The following is a 19,828-nucleotide window of genomic DNA, read 5'->3' as shown; positions in this document are numbered from 1 at the left end:
GGTATGAAGAGCACACCTTTCGAACATCGGATCATTGCCTCTGCCAGCGACATTGATGAACTCGGCCATGTAAACAATGTGGTATATGTACGTTATATACAGGAAGTGGCTGCAGCCCATTGGAACAACACGGCATCGGAAGTATTGAAAGCTGCTTACCTGTGGGTTGTGCTGCGACACGAGATCGACTATAAAAATCCTGCTTTTCTGCACGATAAAATTATCGGTACAACATGGGTTGGCGAACATCACGGTGCACGGTTCGAGCGCTTTGTAAAACTGGTGCGCGCGGCCGATCAGAAAGTATTGGTAGAATCAAAAACGATGTGGTGTTTACTCGACAGCAAAAGTATGCGGCCTGTTCGTATAGGCGAAGATATACTCGGTATTTTATAAACGGCTTCGGCTGATACCGGGGATATTGTAACTTCCATCTACTAAATCCCCCGATTATGAAACGTCTTCTTGCTTCTTCCATTTTTATACTCCTGGTTGTACAGTATATAACAGTACTTGCGCAGGATATTGTTAACTCCCGACAACGCGAGATCGTGATCACTCACGTGAATGTTATACCGATGGATAAAGAACAGGTATTGCAGGACCAGACCGTAGTAGTGAAAGACGGTAAGATTATTTCTGTAAGCAAGCAGGCTAAATATAGCAAGGGAGCACTCATAATAAATGCACCGGGAAAATACCTGATACCCGGATTAGCCGAAATGCACGCACACGTCCCTCCTATTGACGACATCGAGCCGATGAAAGAAGTACTCGCATTGTTTGCGGCCAATGGTATAACTACGATACGCGGTATGCTAGGACACCCCAAGCATCTGGAGCTACGCAGTAAAATTCAGCAGGGAGAAATTCTGGGGCCGCATTTATACACTACCGGTCCATCCTTCAATGGTATGAGTGTTACTTCACCCGAAGCAGGTGCCGAAATGGTGCGAAAACAAAAGGCAGCAGGTTATGATTACCTGAAACTTCACCCCGGGCTAACGCGTGCCAAGTTTGATGCTATAGCAGCTACTGCGAAAGAAGTCGGAATTCCCTTCGTAGGTCACGTATCATTTGGCGTTGGTGTATGGCATGCTATAGATGCCGGTTACTCTTCCATCGATCACCTCGATGGTTTTATTGAAGGTATTGTGCCCGGTATAGAAACCATGAACGAACAACAAACCGGTTTGTTTGGTATGTACGTTGCCAGCCAGGCCGATACTGCCAGGATACCTGCACTGACAAAAGCACTACACGATAAACATATATGGGTGGTTCCTACACAATCGCTGGCCGAGCGCTGGTTTGCTCCGAACTTTACTCCCGATGTTTTTCTGACAGAACCCGAGACAAAGTATATGAAGGCTGAAACCGTAAATCAATGGGCCGAGACAAAGAAGAACCTGCTCAACAATCCACAGTATAATACAGCGATGGCAGAAAATTTTATCAGGCTTCGCAGAAAGTTGATCGCATCCTGTCTGCAGGCAGGTGTAGGGTTATTACTCGGCTGCGATGCACCTCAGGTGTTTAACGTTCCGGGATTCTCTACGCACAATGAACTACAGTTTATGGTACGATCGGGGCTCACACCGTATCAGGCATTGCAGGCGGGCACTGTAAATGTAGCGCGTTACCTCAATAAACCCGATGCCGGTATAATAAAAGCTGGTGCTATAGCAGACCTCGTTCTTATTGATGGCAATCCGCTAAATGATATCAGTCAGACGAAAAAAATAGAAGGCGTTATGCTGGATGGAAAATGGTTATCGAAAGAATATATAGCAGATTCATTACAAAAACTGGTGAAGTAAATTTTTCTTTTACTTATAGAAATATATACAGAACGTTATTGATTGCATGGAATATAGAAAACTGGGAAATTCTGATCTGATAGTGAGTACTGTAAGTTTTGGTTGTATGTCGTTGGGAAACGATGATGCTTCCAACACTTCGCTTCTGAAGCTGGCACTGGATGCCGGTATAAATTACTTTGACACGGCCGATATATACCAGAACGGCTATAACGAAGAAACTGTAGGGCGCGCATTTAAGTCCATGCGTTCTAAAATTATACTCGCCACCAAAGCCGGCAATCGCCCGAGACAGGATGGCGGCCTTGATTGGGATGCTTCTAAAAAATATATACTGCAGGCCGTAGAGAAAAGTCTCGTCCGCCTGCAAACCGACTACATCGATCTATACCAGTTACATGGCGGCACTATACAAGACCCGATCGATGAAACGATAGAAGCTTTTGAACTGCTGAAGCAACAAGGCAAAATACGGGCGTATGGTATATCTTCCATCCGGCCCAATGTAATTCGTGAGTATATCAAACGCTCCAACATAGCAAGCGTGATGATGCAGTATAGCTTGCTCGATCGCAGGCCGGAAGAAGAATGTCTCGACCTGCTTCATCAAAACAACATCAGCGTGCTGGCCCGCGGCAGTGTAGCCAAGGGGTTGTTACTCGGCAAAACACCTGAGCCTTTTCTGAATTATACTTCCTTGCAGGTATCGAACGCAGCAGAGGCTATCAAATCTATAGCAGGCACAACGCGCATACCAGCATCCGCAGCCATTCAATATGTGCTGTATCATCCGGCGGTAGCGAGCGCTGTAGTAGGTATACGCACACAACAGCAACTGCAGGAGAGTGTAGCCGCGGCAACTTCTCCTCCACTAACCATGTCTGAAATAAACTTGTTGAAAAATGCTATGGAGCCTAACCGGTACGAGCAGCACCGGTAAATCTATACGCATTATATCTATAGAATATTCGGGCATTGTTTTTTATCTCTACACGAAAAGATAAAGACTATGAAACCGAAAACTGCAAAAGATAAAAAAGATAAAGAAGATACGTCTTCTTCTGTCTATACACCCGATCCTCCGCAAATCATGCACCCCAACTCGCAACAGGAACTGGAACAGAAGAAAGCTGCTGATGGTAAAACTCCTCCCGGTAAATCAACGGGTAAACATCAAGAGCGTAAAGGCAAGCGATAAGGCTCTCGCGGCTATTTCTTGTAAATAGGCTTTAATACATTGAAGTCGCCATCTATAGCAGGTATAGGCAAGCCCAGTATCTTCGCTATGAAGGGATATACATGTATATTTTCAAAGGGCGTAATCGTTACACCGGCCTTCACGTTAGGGCCTATAGCATAAAATATACCCTGCATTTCCTTTACAACACTCGGATCATATCCGTGCACACCAAAAGCCGTAGACTGCCAGTTGCCAAAAGCACGCGGCTTGTCCTGAATATAGTAACCGGGTTCTGCTACAACCAGCAGGTCGCCTATGCGCGGCAGATCATAATGCCAGGCTACAGGGGTTTCTTCGCGCTTATATACTTTGAAATGTTTCTCTTCCTTTTTAAGTACAGTATATAGCGAATCCGTTCTACCGGCATTACCGGTATAGATGTGCGCCTGCGTACCACCGTTCGCTGTTACAATTTTAGGGTCAGCAATATTATATAATTTATAAAGCGGTATAAAGGTGGCTTCATCCTGTTTCAATTCATACATACCATGATCCGAAACGAGTATCACATTCACCGGTACCTTCACTGTTTTCAATTGCTGCATCAGGTATCCCAGCACGCTATCAGCTTTCAACACCGTGTTCTTTAACTCTGCTGAGTTTGTTCCTGAACGATGTCCTTCCGAATCTACCAGCGAAAAGTATAGCGATATAAAATGCGGGCGTTTGTTTTCACGAAGCTTCAGCCACGTTATCGTCTGGTCTACACGCTTGTTGTTCGGCACCGCTTCATCATACGGAATAGAATAATCGGGCATTATTCCTTTAACAGCAGCTTCAGATCCTACCCAGAAGAACGATGCAGCATGAACACCATTTTGCTGAGCAAGTTGCCACAGCGGTATGCCACCATAAAATGCCGTATCGCCTACAGCCGTTTTATCTTTCATGCCATACGGCTTGCGCAGTGCCGGATCATAGAACTGGTTATCCACCAAACCGTGATGCCCCGGGTAAAGTCCTGTTACCAGTGTATAATGATTCGGAAAAGTTTTGCTGGGGAACGATGGTATCAACCCTTGTGCTGCTGCACCTTTCTTAATGAAGTCTTTAAAATTCGGTGGATTGAATTTAGCGACATAGTCGTATCGAAATCCATCAAACGAAACCAATATAACGTATGGCGTACGCTGCTTCTGCTGTGCATGATCTGCCGTCCACACAAGCAGGCAGAAACAGACCAAAAGGATTCTCTTCATGAAAGCAAAGTAAAATTCAGTCGCGAATGTAAGCGGTTTTACCTTAAATGAGATACCGCCCGAAAAAATTAGCAGACCGGTTATGCAATGATCATGCTGCCATAACACAAACCTCCCCTTCCTGAATAAATATCATGGTTACCGGCTTTCGTTGGCACTAGCCGCAGTATGGGGAGTTCAATCGATAAAGAAATTCACGCTTCACACTTTGCTGCTTTACACAGAAGTCCTTTTAGCATTATACACGATGACTACTATGGACAGATATATACCGTCAATTTATTTTGATGCCTTTGATAAAAAAGTCCGGAAGATTTTTCCCGATGTAGTATTAGAAACAGGCATGTAGCCGTTTATCATCGTGAAATGTTTTCACAACGCAGCCGGTTAACACAAACCACTGCCCGGATTGATGACAAACCTATATATTTAAAGTTTAAATATTTCGAATGAACGCCAGAATAATCGCAGCGGGGCTGCTTTACTTTCTACTGATTGCCTGTAGCACACAACACCCGGAACAACCCTCGCCTGCATCGCGCTATGCGCTGATCCCTTACCCACAGCAACTGGAAGAACACGAGGGCTTCTTTTCTGTAACACCAGAAACACGCATCATTCATCACAATACATTTGCGAACGAAACAGAACTGTTGCAGGCGTTGTTAAGTCAGGCTACAGGCTCACGCCTGCCTGCAGCAGAAATCGGCACAGGAAGTAACTTCATCGAGTTCTTACAAGATACCACTGTGCAGCACGAAGAGGGCTATACGCTGACGATCTCTTCGGATAAAGTAACAGTCAAAGCAAAATCGGGAGCCGGTATATTTCGTGCTATTGAAACCATACGTCAACTGCTGCCTGCAGAAACAGAAAGTAAAGCAGAAGCACAGCGCGAGATAAAATTACCGGCAACACAGATTACTGACTACCCTGCTTATCAATGGCGCGGTATGCACCTGGACGTGTCGCGTCATTTCTTTTCAACAGAATATCTGAAAAAATTCATTGACCTGTTAGCACTATATAAATTCAACACGCTGCATTTACATCTTACAGATGATCAGGGCTGGCGAATTGAAATTAAAAAATATCCGGCACTTACCGAGCACGGAGCGTGGCGCGAGTTCAACAACCAGGACTCAGTTTGTATAAAGCGATCAGTTGAAAATCCTGACTTCGTTATTGATCCGAAACACATCATACAACGGGATGGCAAGACGCTGTACGGTGGCTTTTATACGCAGGATGAAATGCGCCAGATCATTGCCTTTGCATCTGCCAGACATATCACGATCATTCCGGAGATCGATATGCCGGGCCACATGATGGCAGCTATACGCGAGATCCCATCGCTCGCCTGCAATGGTGATGGAGCTGCCTGGGGAAAATTATTCTCCACTCCTATATGTCCTTGCAACGAAGAGACGTATCGTTTCGCAGAAGATATATTTACGGAAATCTTTGCATTGTTCCCATCACCCTATATACACCTCGGTGCTGATGAAGTGGAGAAGACAAGCTGGAGTAAATCTGACGCTTGCAAAGCACTGATGAAAAAACAGCATCTGAAAGACCTCAATGAGCTGCAAAGCTATTTTGTTCAACGCATGAAAAAGTTCTTTCAGGCCCATGGCAAAAAACTGATCGGATGGGATGAGATACTGGAAGGTGGCGTAAGCTCATCGGCCATGGTAATGTATTGGAGAACCTGGGTGCCCGATGCTCCTGTGAAAGCTGCGAAGAATGGCAACCTGGTAATTATGACTCCGGGCAACCCGCTATATTTCGATGCACAACCCGATGATCAATCTATTCCGAATGTATATCATTTTGAACCGGTGCCTAAAGGACTTGACTCTATATCCGCCAAAAATATTATTGGTGCACAAGCCAACACATGGACAGAATATATACCTACCGAAACCAGAGCCGACTATATGATCATGCCGCGCATGACGGCCCTGAGTGAAGTATTGTGGACGCATCGTCAGAATTATACTAACTACCTGGAGCGACTCAACAATCACTATGAAAGATTGGATCGCCTGAATGTAAATTATCGCTTGCCGGAGTTAAAAGGATTCACTCAGAAGAATGCTTTTGTGGATAAGGCTGTGCTGGATGTAAAACCTCCTATAGCAGGATTAATCCTTCGCTATACTATGGATGGAAGTCTTCCTGACAATCACTCAACAGAACTGAAAGCTCCTGTAACCATTGATAAACCGCTAACGGTACGGCTGGCGGCTTTTACACAAGCTGGCAGACGAGGTGATGTTTATACACTTGAATACGACAAGCAGACATACTCCCCTGGTGATTCGGCATCGACTCTTCAAAACGGATTAGATCTGTCGTGGTATAAAGGTTTATTCAAATTGACAGCGAATATCAAGGCCAAGGCTGATACAACGCTACGGGTACCCGCCATAATAGTACCGGAGAAAATTGCCAAAGGAAGTTTCGGACTGAAGTATCGTGGTTACCTGAATGTGCCCGCGCGAGGCATCTATCATTTTTACTTCACCTGCGATGATGGCGGTGTGTTGCGCATAGCCAACCGGTTGGTTGTTGACAACGATGGCTTACATGCCCCACTTGAGAAAAGTGGCAGCATAGCGTTAGATAAAGGTGCACAACCCTTTGAACTTGATTTTATTGAAGGCGGTGGCGGCTTTACACTCAACCTGATGTATAGTGTGGACGGCAGCAAGCCCGCTCCTGTTCCTGACAGCTGGTGGAAAGTGAAACTATAAACATATAGCGATAACCGTGAGAGAAGTGATTTCTATACTCTTCTCACGGTTATTTATATAATGCCAGCGCTGTCTTCAAAATCGTATTGAGCGTTCTGAGTGGTATATCTTTGGCAGGATCAAACAACATGATCTTCATACGGGCGCGTTTCTCCTGGATAAGTTGTGGGTGATCTATCTTCTTTCCTTCTACTATACCAATATAAGGCTGCTTGTATTTTTTGTGTACCCACAGGTAGCAAAACATCTTCCCATTATAACAATAGACTGGCATACTGTATTTCCAGGTTTCGGTAATGTTGCGATCAAATTTCAGAATGATAGAACGCAATGCCTGCAGGTAACTTTTAACAGGTTCTTCCTTCTGCAGGAAGTACGTATCGATAGCTTTTTCCATGGAGAGAGTTTACTAAAGATAGAAAAATTATCTCCCGCAGACCTCACAGATTCACACAGAACAAAGGCCATTTCTTTCCCGCAGACAGACGCAGATGAAAGCAAGCGCAAGAAAAATGGAGCGGTGTGTATTTAATACTTCAACATTCGTTAATCAGTGTTCCTTGTTCGATATTCCTTTCGCCATTCTTCCGTAAAATCTGTGAGTTCTGTGGGAGATTTTTTGCATTCGAGAAAACAAAAAAGCGTGAAGGAAACCCTCCACGCTCTTATGTATATCTATAACTCAATCAGAATTACCGGCCGTTCATCGGCATGGTAGTCTTGAAGTTGATTTTCTTTACTTCGTCATTGGCTACGAGTATCTTCTTGAGTTCATCCTCTTCCTTTGATGTTGCAGCGGTGTTAATGTTAATCTTTTCAGCGAGCAGGTCTGAGAAGAACCAGATAGAACCAGCCAGCATGGAGCTGATCAATACACTGGCAAAGATAGTTGGAAGTGGTACCATCCAAATTTTATAGTATAACAAGTTGGTCGCGAAAGATGCTACAGCATATACCTTGGAAGGTGTAGGCTTACCGTTGAGTATAAACATCAGGATAGCCGACTCGATGGCGAGTGCGAAGATGAATGCGTGTACCCAGTTGGCAACGGTTACTTTATAAGAAGCTATTTCAAAGCTGAGGTCGAATACCCGAACGGTTTCGAACAAGTACATCGTATGTATGATCTGGGATGTTATTACCAGTAAGAGCGTCAGGAATATAAATACTTCTGATCGCAAGAAGTCAATGGCTCGTTTCATGGTAGGTTCGGGTAAAGTTAAGTCTGGTATGTTCTATTTAAATTAGAGACAAAGATTGGTGGTATAGTGCACATCCTAAATTCACTATCCTCCCGCGACTTGCAGATGTATGAAAAAGGCATAAAATGAAGGAAACGGACCGGGCAAATTGTTGCCGGTAACCCTATATATTCAATTTTGTCGATAGGAATAAGAAAGTAGCTGTCGAGTTACCTACTTAGCTGAACAGAGGTATATATTTATTTCTATACCGGTGAGATCAAAGTAAAAAGCTTACCATGAGGTGTATACCATAGCTATAGTAAAGTGCAATACGCTTCCTTTGTATTACACCGTGAAATAGTTGACCTCGACAGGTTCATGCTATGGATTCTCTCCTGTAGCGATGGGATAATCATTCCGTGACCACTCACTCCATGATCCAACATATAATTTAGCGTCCGGTATACCCGCTTCTTCCATAGCTAAAAGTGTATGACAAGCCGTAACGCCTGAGCCACAGTGTACTATAACATTTTGAGGATCGCGGGAACCGATCACATCTTTATACTTCTCTAAGAGTTGTTCTGTAGGAAGAAACTGTCCGTCACTTCCAAGGTTGGTTACAAACGGAACATTAATCGCGCCCGGTATATGTCCTGCTATAAGGTCAATCGGCTCACTCTCACCACGATAACGATATGCTTCACGTACATCGATCACCAACGCATCCGGATTCTTCACAGCATCCATCACTATACTCACATCTACCACCGGTAATTCGTTTGTATGTATAGGATAAGGATCAACAGATACACCGGGAGGTATAACCGTTGTAACAGGTATACCGGCTTTTATCATCGCGTCAAGCCCTCCGCTTACAACTTGTATATGTTTGTGTCCTATTGTCTTCAACATCCACCAGAAGCGAGCAGCTGCGTTGGCACCGGCTTTATCGTCATAGATCAAAACGTGTACCCCGGGCGTTATGCCGAGCTTTCCCAATAGTTGACTCAAAGTCTTTAGGTCCGGTAAAGGATGGCGACCTCCTCTGGCAGGGTTCTGTGTCTTTTGCGAAAGCTGTGTTTCAAGATCGACAAATTGCGCTCCTTCCAGGTGCTGTGCTACGTAGCGTGAGTATGCATCGGGACCTCCACGCGCATCTATAACAATGGGACTATATTTTTTTCGGAAGGATGGAACATCTGCGGGACTCAGTATATACATAGCCGATAAATTTACGCCCGAAGTTAATCACTTCTTTTCTTTTCTATATACTCATCCATGCGCGATAGCAGTCGCCACCATTCAGTACCATCATCGCGCATAATGCGAATGGCTCCGGCACGTACCAATATTTTTCTCAACTCATCATCTTCAAATCCTCCAAGGTGATTGCGGAGTGTTTCGAATGATCGATCGGTAAATGATCTGTGATTGAGGAAATGGCGAGCTGTAGTCTCTGCCATAAACTCCGTTTTATAGTCTTCCTGCTTGAGTTTTACTTCCTGATCAAAGCGTTGCTTCTGCAAGAAGTATGATGTTATTGTTGTTACAATTCCGCCTACAATTGTACCGGCTAAAGCGAGTAGAGCACTCTCCATTTTGAGGTTATCTTTTTACGAAAGTACATAAAAGTTCAATGTTAAAGATTGTCTTAACCTTGAACATTGAACCCTGAACATTAAACCTATTTCTTTGTCTTCACAACGGCCTGATGCACGGCAGCAAAGAGTGCTATACGTTGTTGATTGAGTTTTAATCCTATAGCAGATGCTTTTTCGGGTATATGATTCACGATCATCCAACGCATAACCCTGATCTTATAGCGCGGAAAATTCTTATCGATCTTTTCTTTGATCACCTTCGTGAAGATCTCAAACACTATAAAACCGATCACAATAGAAAGTATCCACTCCAGGTTACTGAAAGTTGCTTTATCAACAACAGTCTTCTTGGCGGTTAGTCCCCAGAGATTTTTAATACTGCGTGTCTCAAAAAATTTCGACACCAGGCTGGAGGCTGACATACCGATCAGGAACCCGGCAAAATTACCGGTCAGTTGGTCGTACAGGTAGCGCAGCACAACCTTTCCATTTACAAACTTCTTCATACTTGAATCAAATGTGCATACATACCACGAAACAGGAAGAAGGTAAATCGATGAACGGAATAGAACCTAAGTAAAAGGTACAAAGTTTAAATGTCCTTCCTTACGGTCATCCTGCAATTAAACCTCTTTATGATGCCCTCCATGTAATCTTGCCTGCTTCATTGAAGCGATTCGATTAACTTGAACTTCAAGAAAATAACGCACCTATGAAAAGGTTAACCTTACTCCTTACTACTACATTTTTATCGTTGATTGTCTTGCATAGTCATGCGCAATCCTTTAACGCCCGACCGCAGGGCACACAAAAACCTCCGCTTCACGGTCGACACTGGATGGCTGTTACGGGTAAACCGCTGGCGGCAACTGCCGGTGCCATGACTTTTCAAAAAGGTGGCAACGCTGTTGATGCAGCCTGTGCTATGCTCGCAGCAACGTGCACCATGTGGGACGTGCTTAGCTGGGGTGGCGAAACACAAGCGTTGATCTACAACCCGAAAACCGGTAAAGTTATAGCGATCAATGCGCTGGGCGTTGCACCTACCGGAGCCACGCCTGAATTTTATAAAAGTAAAGGCATGCAGTTTCCGCCAGAGTATGGTCCGCTGGCTGCCGTTACTCCTGGTACACCCGGTGGACTTTGTACTATACTCGCTGAATACGGAACATTGAGTTTGAAAGAAGTACTTGCTCCTGCTATGCAGATGGCCGATGGATATGCTATAGAAGCACAAACTGCAAACAGTATAGAACGGGGTAAAGAAATGATCAAGCAGTGGCCGTACTCGAAAGCTGTATTTTTACCTCACCTCGGAAAAGATCGCGAAGCTCCTGTAGCCGGAGAAATATTCAGACAAGCAGACCTGTTACAGACATTACAAAAACTGGTAGATGCTGAACAACAGGCTCTCAAGAAAGGCAAGAGTCGTAAAGAAGCTATATATGCTGCATACGATCGTTTTTACAAAGGAGATATAGCGAAAGAATTTGCACGTGGCTGCCAGGAACAGGGCGGACTTATTACCGAACAGGATCTCGCCACCTGGAAAGTAAAGATCGAAGAGCCTGCATCAACCAACTATAAAGGCATTGAAGTATATAAACTACAGCAGTGGACACAAGGTCCTGCCATGCTGCAGGCATTGAATATACTGGAGAACTTCGACCTCAAGGCGATGGGCTATAATTCCGCGAAATATATACATACTCTCTACCAGGCGATGAATCTCGCCTTCGCGGATCGTGATTTTTATTATGGTGATCCTGCCTTTGCTCCGGAAGAACCTATTAAGGGTTTACTCTCCAAAGACTATGCGAAGGCACGTGCTAAAGAAATCAACTGGGAACGCAACAACGCGAAAGCGGCTCCGGGTGATCCTTACCCGTACGAAGGGAAAGTAAATCCGTTTGCAGATCTGATGAAGAACTGGAGTCAGGCAAGTCGCATAGAGAAAAATAATTTACTTGATGAGAAGTACCTGAGCGACTTTAAAATGGGAACAACATCAGTGGAAGCTGCTGATAAAGATGGATGGGTTGTATCGATCACACCCAGCGGTGGATGGGTGCCAGCCTGCATTGCCGGCAAAACCGGTGTAGGTATGAGTCAGCGTATGCAGTCGTTCGTGCTGGATGCTAAACAAAATCCGTTCAATGTACTTGAGCCCGGTAAACGCCCACGTGTTACACTTACACCAGGCATGGCGTTAAAGAATGGCAAACCATTTTTATCCTTTGCTGTGCAAGGTGGCGATAGTCAGGATCAGGATTTACTACAGTGCTTTTTAAATGTTGTTGAGTTTGGTATGACGATACAGGAATCTGTTGAAGCTGCCAATATAGTAAGCTACCAGATGCGTTCTTCGTTCGGTAATCATGACAGTAAACCGGGTGCTGTGATGCTCAACACCGAAACACCTAACTATGTAATGAAAGAATTACGCCAGATGGGATATAGTATAGGATTGGATGAACGCACCGCCGGCCCTATAAATGCTATATATTTCGATTGGGAACATGGAACATTCTGGGGAGGATCGAGCAACCATGGAGAAGACTATGGTATAGGATGGTGAAAAATTAGTTATTCGTTAATCGTTATATGTTAATGGTGAAAGGTGTAGTAATATACCTTTCACTTCAATTTAGCATCTTAAATAACTGGCCTAACTTCAGTGGTGAAAGCTTGGTTTTTGTTTTGAAATCTCAGATTTAGATACATTACTTATAGAGTAGAAGATTGCGCGTGGTCAATTCATAAATGGATTAAACTAATGTTAGCTGTCAGGGTAATTCGCTGGTCGGTTGTATTAATTATGACGAACCCATTATCCCATGCACATAATACTAGTCTCCAGCGTCCGGACCATCGCATGTATATATCTGGCTGGCTGCCTGGCCGCCACTCCAATCATAGCTTCTGCACAAGCGCCTCCCCAACCAGTCGGCCCCGTACCAAATGCACGACAGATCGAGTGGTATCATCGTGAAATTATTGCGTTCTTCCATTTTGGTATGAACACGTTTACCAACGATAACGAAGGTGATGGCACCGCAGACCCGGAAGTATTTAATCCTACGGCACTGGATTGCAACCAATGGACAAATGTTTTGAAACGAGCCGGTATAACAACCGGTATACTGGTAGCAAAGCATGCTGATGGCTTTTGTAACTGGCCCACGAAGCATTCTAACTACTCTGTAAAAAACAGTTCGTGGAAAGACGGCAAGGGCGATGTAGTAAAAGAGTTTACGGAAGCTTGTAAAAAATCAGGTATAAAAGCAGCTATATATCTTGGACCGCACGATCGTCACGATTCACGTTATGGTACGGATGATTATAGTGATTACTATGCCAGTCAGTTATCCGAGTTATTACGGAATTACGGTCCTATATGGGAAATCTGGTGGGATGGTGCGGGCGCTGATAAACTGACTACATCATACTATACACGCTGGGCTGATACGGTTCGAAGATATCAACCACAGTGTGTTATATTCGGAACCAAGAACTCATATCTTTTTGCCGACTGCCGGTGGGTTGGAAATGAATCGGGGTTCTCGGGCGATCCCTGCTGGTCGACTATAAATCCGTTTTCCATACGTGATGAATCCAGCCATATACAAGATTTGAATCATGGAGAAATAAATGGCCAGGCATATATACCGGCCGAAGTAGATGTATCGATCCGGCCCAGTTGGTTCTATCACCCGGAAGAAGACAAGCGTGTAAAGACTGTTGCTGAACTATGGGATATATACTTTAACTCGGTGGGACGAAACAGTGCTTTACTTCTAAACTATGCTCCGAACAAGGAAGGACTGATCCCCATAATCGATGCACAGCGTACAGACAGTCTGCGGTATTTTATTAATGCTACCTTTCAAAATAATCTCGCCCGCAAGGCGAGTATCAAAGCTATGCATCCGCGAGGAGATACATATAAACCCGCCAATCTTATCGATGGCGCTGAAAATACATATTATGCTTCAGCAGAAGGTTTTTCAACAGATACATTAACATTCAATCTCGGCTCAACACAGGTATTTGACGTGCTTATGTTACAGGAAGTAATTGAACTCGGTCATCGTACCACGGGTTGGTCCGTTGATTACTCTGTCAATGGCAAACAGTGGACGTCTATTCCTGAAGCAACCAATAAACAATCTATAGGATATAAATGGCTTGTCAAGTTTAAACCTGTACAGGCAAAATATGTTCGACTACGTATCACCGAAGGCCGCGCCAGTGCTGCTATACATACATTTGGAATATACAAACAACCAGTAATGAAGTAAATAACGCCTCTGTAGTAATTCGTAATTACGGTAGGCTTTATTGGATATCTAGCAGCCGGTATACGCAGCTCATACGGCTCTGGCCAGTTAGAAAATGAAATAGACTATAAGGGGGTGTATCGTCTTGACTGTCGCAGATCAATTATCTAAATTACTGTAAGGGTATTGTTTAAGGAACTAATATTAAACTCAGTATGGAAATGAAAAAACATTCGCACGTTGTTTATATAGTTACTATATTTTGTTTATTGATATTTACCAGTGGGACTTCTGCTCAAGACAAGCGCATCATACGCATTGCAAAAATCAAAATAGAACCGACTTATTTGGAAGCCTATAGAATAGCCGTTAAGGAACAGATTGAAACTGCAGTGCGCGTTGAACCTGGTGTGCTAACGCTATACGCTGTCAATGATAAAGAAGTGCCTACGAACATAACCGTTTTTGAAATATATGCTGATACGGCAGCTTATCAGTCACATCTCCAAACAGCTCATTTCAAAAAGTATAAAACAGAAACAGCACACATGGTGAAGTCTTTAGAATTAATTGATGTAAGCGCAATAGAATTGCGTACAAAGTAGGCGTTACTTTTTGTTCCGTTGATTCAACGTCTTTTCTGAATCCTTCTTTTTCTTTGACTGCTGTGGTGTAGCCATTGGGTTTTCATCTTGTGGCGCCTGATCATCCTGTGTTGTTTGAGGCGGCTCCAGCTTTTTATTATTGTCTTTAGCCATGAGTAAAACCATTTGATTCATTTCTAATTCTCAGCTAATAAAGTATTATATGTGCTTATTAAGATTCTTTTTGTGCCTGGTCTAACGGGCTATTGCTAAAGGCCTATATTTTAACAGGCCTTTTAGCCTATCAGGCAGGAACCCTGCGCGGTTTCTCACGTTCCCAGAACCGGTGCTGACCGATGGCCTTGATAAATCGTTCGCCTAATGCATCAAGATCATCGCTCATCACGATACCTTCTCGCATGACCGTTTCCTCTTTTGCATCGGCCGGCAGCTTCTTATTGAAATATGTTTCTTCGAGTACCTGCTTTGATGCCTGATCACAGGCAATAGCCTTACAATGCTTGAAAGCCTCGTTGAGAAAATGTATGGCATTGGCTTCAGCCGCCAACGTTGCTGTGCTGTTTATTCCTCCGGGTACATATACCGCATCGTAAAAAACAGATGCTGCCGTGAGTAAGCTATGATGAACGTTAATGGAGTTACCATCAGAGCTCGTGATGAATCCCTGTTTAGGCGCAATGATCTCCACCAGCGCACCATTCTTTTCAAGGGCATCGCGCACGCTGCTAACAGACACCTCATCTACGCCATCTGCGGCCAGGAATGCAATCTTACGCGTTGCAATTGATCCTTTGACAGTATTAGCCATACTTAAAGCGGCTGACTTGGCTAAACCGGATTCCTTATTTACCGATTCATAATCTTGCGGTCTTGCGTCAGCCGGAATGCTTTGATTGAGGGTGGTATCCAGTTCTTTGGGAATTGATAAACTTAATCCATAAGCCACTTCATTTGCTAAACCTTTGTCTATATTAGCTAGTACAACAAGCATCCGCTCACGGATAGCCACTGTTTTTACCTTTCCAAGTTCGAACCGGAGCGCGTCAATGATGTGATTCTTTTCTGGTTCGGATTGACTGTTATAAAAAAGCCTTGCCTGGCTGAAGTGGTCAAGAAAGCTTGCACTTCTTGCCCTTATTTTTTTCGCATCGATCCGCTCGGCATGAGAGACAAAACCTCCTTCCATGGCCTTTGCCTGAAAGGGACATCCACCACCCAGACTATTGGGATGGTAGCTTGATTTTCCCTTGTTAATGGTCTGTCGCATATGACCATCGCGTTGGTTGTTGTGTATGGGGGCAATCGAGCGGTTAATAGGAATTTCGTGAAAATTAGGTCCACCCAGGCGAATAAGCTGTGTATCGGTGTAGGAGAATAAACGTCCTTGCATGAGTGGATCGTTTGTGAAATCTATACCAGGCACAACGTTGCCTACGTGGAAGGCTACTTGTTCGGTTTCGGCAAAGAAGTTATCGGGATTCCTGTTGAGTGTCAATTTTCCAATGCGTTGCACGGGAACAAGTTCTTCGGGAACGATCTTGGTCGGATCCAGCAAATCAAATTCGAATTTGTGTTCATCGGCTTCCGGGATGATCTGTATGCCGAGTTCCCACTCGGGAAAATTTCCGGAGGCAATGGCGTCCCATAAATCACGGCGATGAAAGTCCGGGTCTTTGCCGGAAATATTTTGTGCTTCATCCCACGCCACCGAGTGTACGCCCAGCAAAGGCTTCCAATGGAATTTTACAAAATGACTTTCATTCTTCTGGTTCACCAGGCGAAAGGTGTGTACACCAAAGCCTTCCATCATCCGGTAGCTTCTGGGTATCGCGCGGTCGCTCATTACCCACATGATCATATGCGCTGACTCTGGCATCAGAGATATGAAATCCCAGAAGGTATCATGTGCTGATGCAGCCTGTGGTATTTCATTATCGGGTTCCGGTTTTACAGCGTGGATCAAATCAGGGAATTTAATGGCATCCTGAATAAAGAAGACTGGCATATTATTACCCACCAAGTCGAAGATTCCTTCCTGAGTATAAAACTTGACAGCAAATCCGCGAACATCGCGGGCAAGGTCGGTAGAACCTCGGGAGCCAGCAACTGTAGAGAAGCGTACAAATACGGGTGTTTCCTTCGATGGATTCTGAAGGAAATCAGCGCGCGTGTAAGCGCTCAACGATTCATAAACTTTAAAAACACCGTGCGCTGCCGAACCGCGTGCGTGTACCACACGTTCAGGTATTCGCTCATGGTCAAAGTGCGTAATCTTTTCCCTGAGAATAAAATCTTCCAGCAGTGTAGGACCACGTTCTCCTGCCGTTAGCGAATTCTGGTCATCGTTGACCTTCACGCCTTGATTCGTGGTGAGAAACTGACCGGTACTTTCTTCAATGTTAACTTCTAAATCTTTTGATTTGGATGTTTCTGCCGGGCTTTCAGCGGCTTTGGTTTTTGTATTTTTAGCCATGATATAGGGGGATATGCGAGAATTTTTACGCCTCTTCCTCGGATGACTGATAGTTAATATCGTGTAGAGCGATCTCTGTGAGAAGCTCGTCCGTTTCCTTTTCTTCCGACAGCGTCAAACTCAGAATATCGGCTATATCCTTGCGACCCAATGTTTTGGCCAGCTGTGCTAATCCTCCATAGGCAGCAATTTCGTAATGCTCCACCTTCTGTGCTGCCAGGATTAACCCTACATCCCTGGTGGCAGTGCCTTCTGTGGTATCTTCAATGATGGCTTCACCTTCCTGAACTAAACCTTCCATGGCATCACATTTCTTTGCCTGAGGCTTTTTGCTCAAGAGCTCAAATATTTGCTCGAGACGTGTAATATGTTCTTCTGTTTGACTCAGATGGGTAGCAAATGCATCCTGCAGTTCTGTTGACGATGCCGCGGATTGCATTTTGGGTAACGCTTGTGTGAGATGCTTTTCAGCCCAATAGATGTCCTTGATCTCACTAGTAAACAGTTCCAACAACGCGGACTGTATTTCTCCTGTGGGTAGCGTTGGGACAGATTTGGTAGAACTCATTTTTTCAGATTTTTTCATAGTCTTCATGGATTTACAGTAAGCGGACAGGGTAAAAAGCATGCCGATCAATGCTATTGACAGAAGACGGCCATTCCATAACAGGCGGTTTGTATGCGAAGAATTATCAGGCAAGGTATCTGAGGTGAATAACCCACACCGTCTTCGCCTAGCGGCAATTAATTCCTCATGAATAGAATTCTGGTTGACTCATTTACAACACAGATTAGTCGCACTTCAGAATGCCATAACGGTTGGGCTACAGCGTCTCAGAAAGTGTATCATTCGCAGCTGAGTTCAAAGCTATATGCGTAATGGGTTAAGGTGCCCTACACACGGCATTAGTGGTGCTAATGGAAGCAGGACTAGAGTCGGTATATTTTTGCTAAGGTGTTCTTTGCTAAGGTGTAGTAAGACGTTCTCACCTTATACTAAGAAATATAGTTTTCCTTTTTCAGTATGTCAGTTGGGAACAACTGACGAATACTACATACTTCAACATTCATTAATCGATGTTCCCTGTTCTATATTCAATTCGGCCGTCCGTTATTCATATCCATCACCACAAAAAAATAACCGTTAACAGTAAATCACTATTAACGGTTAACTTATAAAAAAATCGTCTAGCGCCTAGGTTGCCCAGGTTTTGCCATTGCCGGCTTCAGACAAAGGTATACATCCCTTGTAAGAACCTGGCACTGCTACATATTGCAGAACTTTGGTTGCTCCTACTTCTGATGTAAAGAAGCCAAGCATCGTGAGTTCTTTTGTAGTCATGATGAACGAACGATATGCCGGTGCATTTTCGCTCTTATCTTTTACAACAGCATCGTGCAGTTTTTTCACAAAGGCAGTTTGATCTTGCGGAGAAAGCTCGATGAACGGATCACCGTGTTCTTTCTTCGCTTCTTCATCAAATGCTTTCAGGCTGTTGATATACTTTTCCTGATCTTCTTTGGTATATACATCTTTCAGCATCAGGTCGATAAAGCCGGGAACGCCAACTTCTTTAGCACCCGGAGTATCGGTCTTCGGAATAATGATATCAGCCACTTGGGTTACAAGTATACCTTGCTCTTCGGTGAGGAAAGCCGGTTTCCAATCGATGGTAGGTTTAGCAGCGCAACCTTTTAATATACCCATGACAGCGGGAGCGGAAATTGCTCCACCCATGATCCAGGCTGCGCGTCTTAATGCTTCTCTGCGATCCATACTATTTTATAGTTTTTTGATCTGTGATAAATTCCTTTAAGTATATATACCGGTTACAGGTTTTGCTTCTTCAGCTCATTCACAGCGTGATCAACCGCGCGGGCTGTTAACGCCATATAAGTAAGTGAAGGGTTCTGACATGCAGAAGAGGCCATAGCCGATCCGTCTGTTACATATACATTCTTGCAGGCATGCACCTGGTTGAACTTGTTCAGCACCGAGGTCTTCGGATCTTTACCCATGCGGGCTGTACCCATCTCATGTATCCCTAAACCTATACCGATCTTGTTATCGTACGTGCCGACATTTTTATACCCGGCAGCTTCGAGCATCTCTGCTGCATCGTTGGCCATGTCTTTACGCATCTTGAATTCGTTATCGCGCAATACGGCATCGAACGTAAGTGTTGGTAAACCGTATTTATCTTTCTTCTCTTTATTGAGCGTTACTTTGTTATCGTGATACGGAAGAATTTCACCAAAGCCTCCCATACCGATCGTCCAGCCTCCTGGTTTACCTACAGCATCTTTCAATTCAGATCCGAGGCTTAACTCTGCTACCAGGCTTGACCATCCCTGACGGCTCGCGCCCCCCTGGTAACCAAATCCGCGGAGATAATCGCGCTTGTCGCTACCCACGTTACGATAACGAGGTATATAGAAACCATTCGCTCTTCTTCCGAAGTAGTATTTGTCTTCAAAACCATCTACTTGTGCATGAGCACCTACACTCAGGTGGTGATCCATGATGTTACGACCAAGCTCTCCGCTGTCATTCCCAAAACCATTCGGGAAACGGCTGGAGATCGAGTTCAACATAATAAAGGCAGAACCAAATGTTGAAGCACAGAGGAATATAACTTTCGCATAGAACTCTACCTGTTCACC

At 44.3% G+C, this 19,828-nt stretch carries 19 protein-coding genes; 8 read left to right on the top strand and 11 right to left on the bottom strand.

Translation table 11 applies throughout. The features are described from left to right. Positions 1 to 3 precede the first annotated feature (3 nt). From VIN08_RS03425 to VIN08_RS03410, 4 genes are all read left to right on the top strand, one after another. Positions 4 to 396, top strand: a complete 393-nt coding sequence (locus VIN08_RS03425; RefSeq protein WP_331960254.1) for a thioesterase family protein — start codon at positions 4 to 6, stop codon at positions 394 to 396. A 56-nt stretch (positions 397 to 452) separates the two neighbouring features. Continuing rightward, entirely contained in the window at positions 453 to 1,820 is a 1,368-nt protein-coding gene (locus VIN08_RS03420) for an amidohydrolase family protein (RefSeq protein ID WP_331960251.1), read from the top strand. 46 nt (positions 1,821 to 1,866) lie between these two features. Next, positions 1,867 to 2,760: an aldo/keto reductase gene (locus VIN08_RS03415; RefSeq protein ID WP_331960249.1), complete on the top strand. Its 894-nt coding sequence runs from the start codon at positions 1,867 to 1,869 to the stop codon at positions 2,758 to 2,760. Between the two features lie 69 nt (positions 2,761 to 2,829). Beyond that, positions 2,830 to 3,018, top strand: coding sequence for a hypothetical protein (locus VIN08_RS03410; protein ID WP_331960246.1), 189 nt, complete (start codon positions 2,830 to 2,832; stop codon positions 3,016 to 3,018). Positions 3,019 to 3,029: 11 nt separating this feature from the next. Here the strand turns inward: VIN08_RS03410 and VIN08_RS03405 are convergent, their stop codons facing one another. Next, positions 3,030 to 4,259: an ectonucleotide pyrophosphatase/phosphodiesterase gene (locus VIN08_RS03405; RefSeq protein WP_331960243.1), complete on the bottom strand. Its 1,230-nt coding sequence runs from the start codon at positions 4,257 to 4,259 to the stop codon at positions 3,030 to 3,032. A 449-nt stretch (positions 4,260 to 4,708) separates the two neighbouring features. On the opposite strand from VIN08_RS03405, the gene VIN08_RS03400 reads away from it, so the two are divergent. Beyond that, entirely contained in the window at positions 4,709 to 7,018 is a 2,310-nt protein-coding gene (locus tag VIN08_RS03400; RefSeq protein ID WP_331960240.1) for a family 20 glycosylhydrolase, read from the top strand. A gap of 49 nt (positions 7,019 to 7,067) precedes the next feature. On the opposite strand, the gene VIN08_RS03395 is transcribed toward VIN08_RS03400, so the two are convergent. From VIN08_RS03395 to VIN08_RS03375, 5 genes are all read right to left on the bottom strand, one after another. Further along, a complete protein-coding gene (locus tag VIN08_RS03395; protein ID WP_331960237.1) occupies positions 7,068 to 7,415 on the bottom strand; it encodes a DUF1801 domain-containing protein in 348 nt (115 codons plus the stop codon). A gap of 295 nt (positions 7,416 to 7,710) precedes the next feature. Next, complete coding sequence (locus VIN08_RS03390) at positions 7,711 to 8,220, bottom strand: hypothetical protein (protein ID WP_331960235.1); 510 nt, start codon at positions 8,218 to 8,220, stop codon at positions 7,711 to 7,713. Positions 8,221 to 8,583: 363 nt separating this feature from the next. Further along, entirely contained in the window at positions 8,584 to 9,426 is an 843-nt protein-coding gene (locus VIN08_RS03385) for a sulfurtransferase (protein WP_331960232.1), read from the bottom strand. 23 nt (positions 9,427 to 9,449) lie between these two features. Continuing rightward, the gene (locus VIN08_RS03380; protein WP_331960229.1) at positions 9,450 to 9,803 is read right to left on the bottom strand and encodes a hypothetical protein; all 354 of its coding nucleotides are present in this window, start codon (positions 9,801 to 9,803) and stop codon (positions 9,450 to 9,452) included. Between the two features lie 86 nt (positions 9,804 to 9,889). Further along, entirely contained in the window at positions 9,890 to 10,312 is a 423-nt protein-coding gene (locus VIN08_RS03375; protein ID WP_331960226.1) for a hypothetical protein, read from the bottom strand. Positions 10,313 to 10,518: 206 nt separating this feature from the next. Between VIN08_RS03375 and VIN08_RS03370 the strand changes: the two genes are divergently transcribed. The 3 genes from VIN08_RS03370 to VIN08_RS03360 all read left to right on the top strand — a co-directional run bounded on the left by VIN08_RS03370 (position 10,519) and on the right by VIN08_RS03360 (position 14,691). Beyond that, the gene (locus VIN08_RS03370) at positions 10,519 to 12,384 is read left to right on the top strand and encodes a gamma-glutamyltransferase family protein (protein ID WP_331960223.1); all 1,866 of its coding nucleotides are present in this window, start codon (positions 10,519 to 10,521) and stop codon (positions 12,382 to 12,384) included. 259 nt (positions 12,385 to 12,643) lie between these two features. Then, positions 12,644 to 14,107 carry an alpha-L-fucosidase gene (locus tag VIN08_RS03365; protein WP_331960220.1) on the top strand — a complete coding sequence of 488 codons (1,464 nt, stop codon included), beginning with the start codon at positions 12,644 to 12,646 and terminating at the stop codon, positions 14,105 to 14,107. 194 nt (positions 14,108 to 14,301) lie between these two features. After that, complete coding sequence (locus VIN08_RS03360; RefSeq protein WP_331960217.1) at positions 14,302 to 14,691, top strand: putative quinol monooxygenase; 390 nt, start codon at positions 14,302 to 14,304, stop codon at positions 14,689 to 14,691. Between the two features lie 3 nt (positions 14,692 to 14,694). Here VIN08_RS03360 and VIN08_RS03355 read toward each other — a convergent pair whose 3' ends face one another. The 5 genes from VIN08_RS03355 to VIN08_RS03335 all read right to left on the bottom strand — a co-directional run. After that, entirely contained in the window at positions 14,695 to 14,844 is a 150-nt protein-coding gene (locus VIN08_RS03355; protein ID WP_331960214.1) for a hypothetical protein, read from the bottom strand. Between the two features lie 130 nt (positions 14,845 to 14,974). Continuing rightward, positions 14,975 to 17,164 carry a catalase gene (locus VIN08_RS03350; RefSeq protein WP_331960211.1) on the bottom strand — a complete coding sequence of 730 codons (2,190 nt, stop codon included), beginning with the start codon at positions 17,162 to 17,164 and terminating at the stop codon, positions 14,975 to 14,977. Between the two features lie 25 nt (positions 17,165 to 17,189). Next, positions 17,190 to 17,732: a ferritin-like domain-containing protein gene (locus VIN08_RS03345; RefSeq protein WP_331960208.1), complete on the bottom strand. Its 543-nt coding sequence runs from the start codon at positions 17,730 to 17,732 to the stop codon at positions 17,190 to 17,192. A gap of 627 nt (positions 17,733 to 18,359) precedes the next feature. Continuing rightward, positions 18,360 to 18,941: a gluconate 2-dehydrogenase subunit 3 family protein gene (locus VIN08_RS03340; protein WP_331960205.1), complete on the bottom strand. Its 582-nt coding sequence runs from the start codon at positions 18,939 to 18,941 to the stop codon at positions 18,360 to 18,362. A gap of 53 nt (positions 18,942 to 18,994) precedes the next feature. After that, a partial coding sequence (locus tag VIN08_RS03335) for a GMC family oxidoreductase (RefSeq protein WP_331960202.1) occupies positions 18,995 to 19,828 on the bottom strand: 834 nt, incomplete at its 5' end.

Source organism: Ohtaekwangia sp. (assembly GCF_036568665.1).
Classification (GTDB): domain Bacteria; phylum Bacteroidota; class Bacteroidia; order Cytophagales; family Cyclobacteriaceae; genus Ohtaekwangia.
This window is presented reverse-complemented; position numbering and strand designations above follow the sequence as displayed.

Excerpts from the sequence above, each read along its gene's own strand:
- VIN08_RS03415 (WP_331960249.1), top strand. The coding sequence starts at position 1,867 with ATGGAATATAGAAAACTGGGAAATTCTGATCTGATAGTGAGTACTGTA.
- VIN08_RS03425 (WP_331960254.1), top strand. The coding sequence starts at position 4 with ATGAAGAGCACACCTTTCGAACATCGGATCATTGCCTCTGCCAGCGAC.
- VIN08_RS03355 (WP_331960214.1), bottom strand. The coding sequence starts at position 14,844 with ATGGCTAAAGACAATAATAAAAAGCTGGAGCCGCCTCAAACAACACAG.
- VIN08_RS03360 (WP_331960217.1), top strand. The coding sequence starts at position 14,302 with ATGGAAATGAAAAAACATTCGCACGTTGTTTATATAGTTACTATATTT.
- VIN08_RS03370 (WP_331960223.1), top strand. The coding sequence starts at position 10,519 with ATGAAAAGGTTAACCTTACTCCTTACTACTACATTTTTATCGTTGATT.
- VIN08_RS03380 (WP_331960229.1), bottom strand. The coding sequence starts at position 9,803 with ATGGAGAGTGCTCTACTCGCTTTAGCCGGTACAATTGTAGGCGGAATT.
- VIN08_RS03395 (WP_331960237.1), bottom strand. The coding sequence starts at position 7,415 with ATGGAAAAAGCTATCGATACGTACTTCCTGCAGAAGGAAGAACCTGTT.
- VIN08_RS03340 (WP_331960205.1), bottom strand. The coding sequence starts at position 18,941 with ATGGATCGCAGAGAAGCATTAAGACGCGCAGCCTGGATCATGGGTGGA.
- VIN08_RS03410 (WP_331960246.1), top strand. The coding sequence starts at position 2,830 with ATGAAACCGAAAACTGCAAAAGATAAAAAAGATAAAGAAGATACGTCT.
- VIN08_RS03375 (WP_331960226.1), bottom strand. The coding sequence starts at position 10,312 with ATGAAGAAGTTTGTAAATGGAAAGGTTGTGCTGCGCTACCTGTACGAC.
- VIN08_RS03345 (WP_331960208.1), bottom strand. The coding sequence starts at position 17,732 with ATGAGTTCTACCAAATCTGTCCCAACGCTACCCACAGGAGAAATACAG.
- VIN08_RS03400 (WP_331960240.1), top strand. The coding sequence starts at position 4,709 with ATGAACGCCAGAATAATCGCAGCGGGGCTGCTTTACTTTCTACTGATT.
- VIN08_RS03405 (WP_331960243.1), bottom strand. The coding sequence starts at position 4,259 with ATGAAGAGAATCCTTTTGGTCTGTTTCTGCCTGCTTGTGTGGACGGCA.
- VIN08_RS03365 (WP_331960220.1), top strand. The coding sequence starts at position 12,644 with ATGCACATAATACTAGTCTCCAGCGTCCGGACCATCGCATGTATATAT.
- VIN08_RS03390 (WP_331960235.1), bottom strand. The coding sequence starts at position 8,220 with ATGAAACGAGCCATTGACTTCTTGCGATCAGAAGTATTTATATTCCTG.
- VIN08_RS03420 (WP_331960251.1), top strand. The coding sequence starts at position 453 with ATGAAACGTCTTCTTGCTTCTTCCATTTTTATACTCCTGGTTGTACAG.
- VIN08_RS03385 (WP_331960232.1), bottom strand. The coding sequence starts at position 9,426 with ATGTATATACTGAGTCCCGCAGATGTTCCATCCTTCCGAAAAAAATAT.
- VIN08_RS03350 (WP_331960211.1), bottom strand. The coding sequence starts at position 17,164 with ATGGCTAAAAATACAAAAACCAAAGCCGCTGAAAGCCCGGCAGAAACA.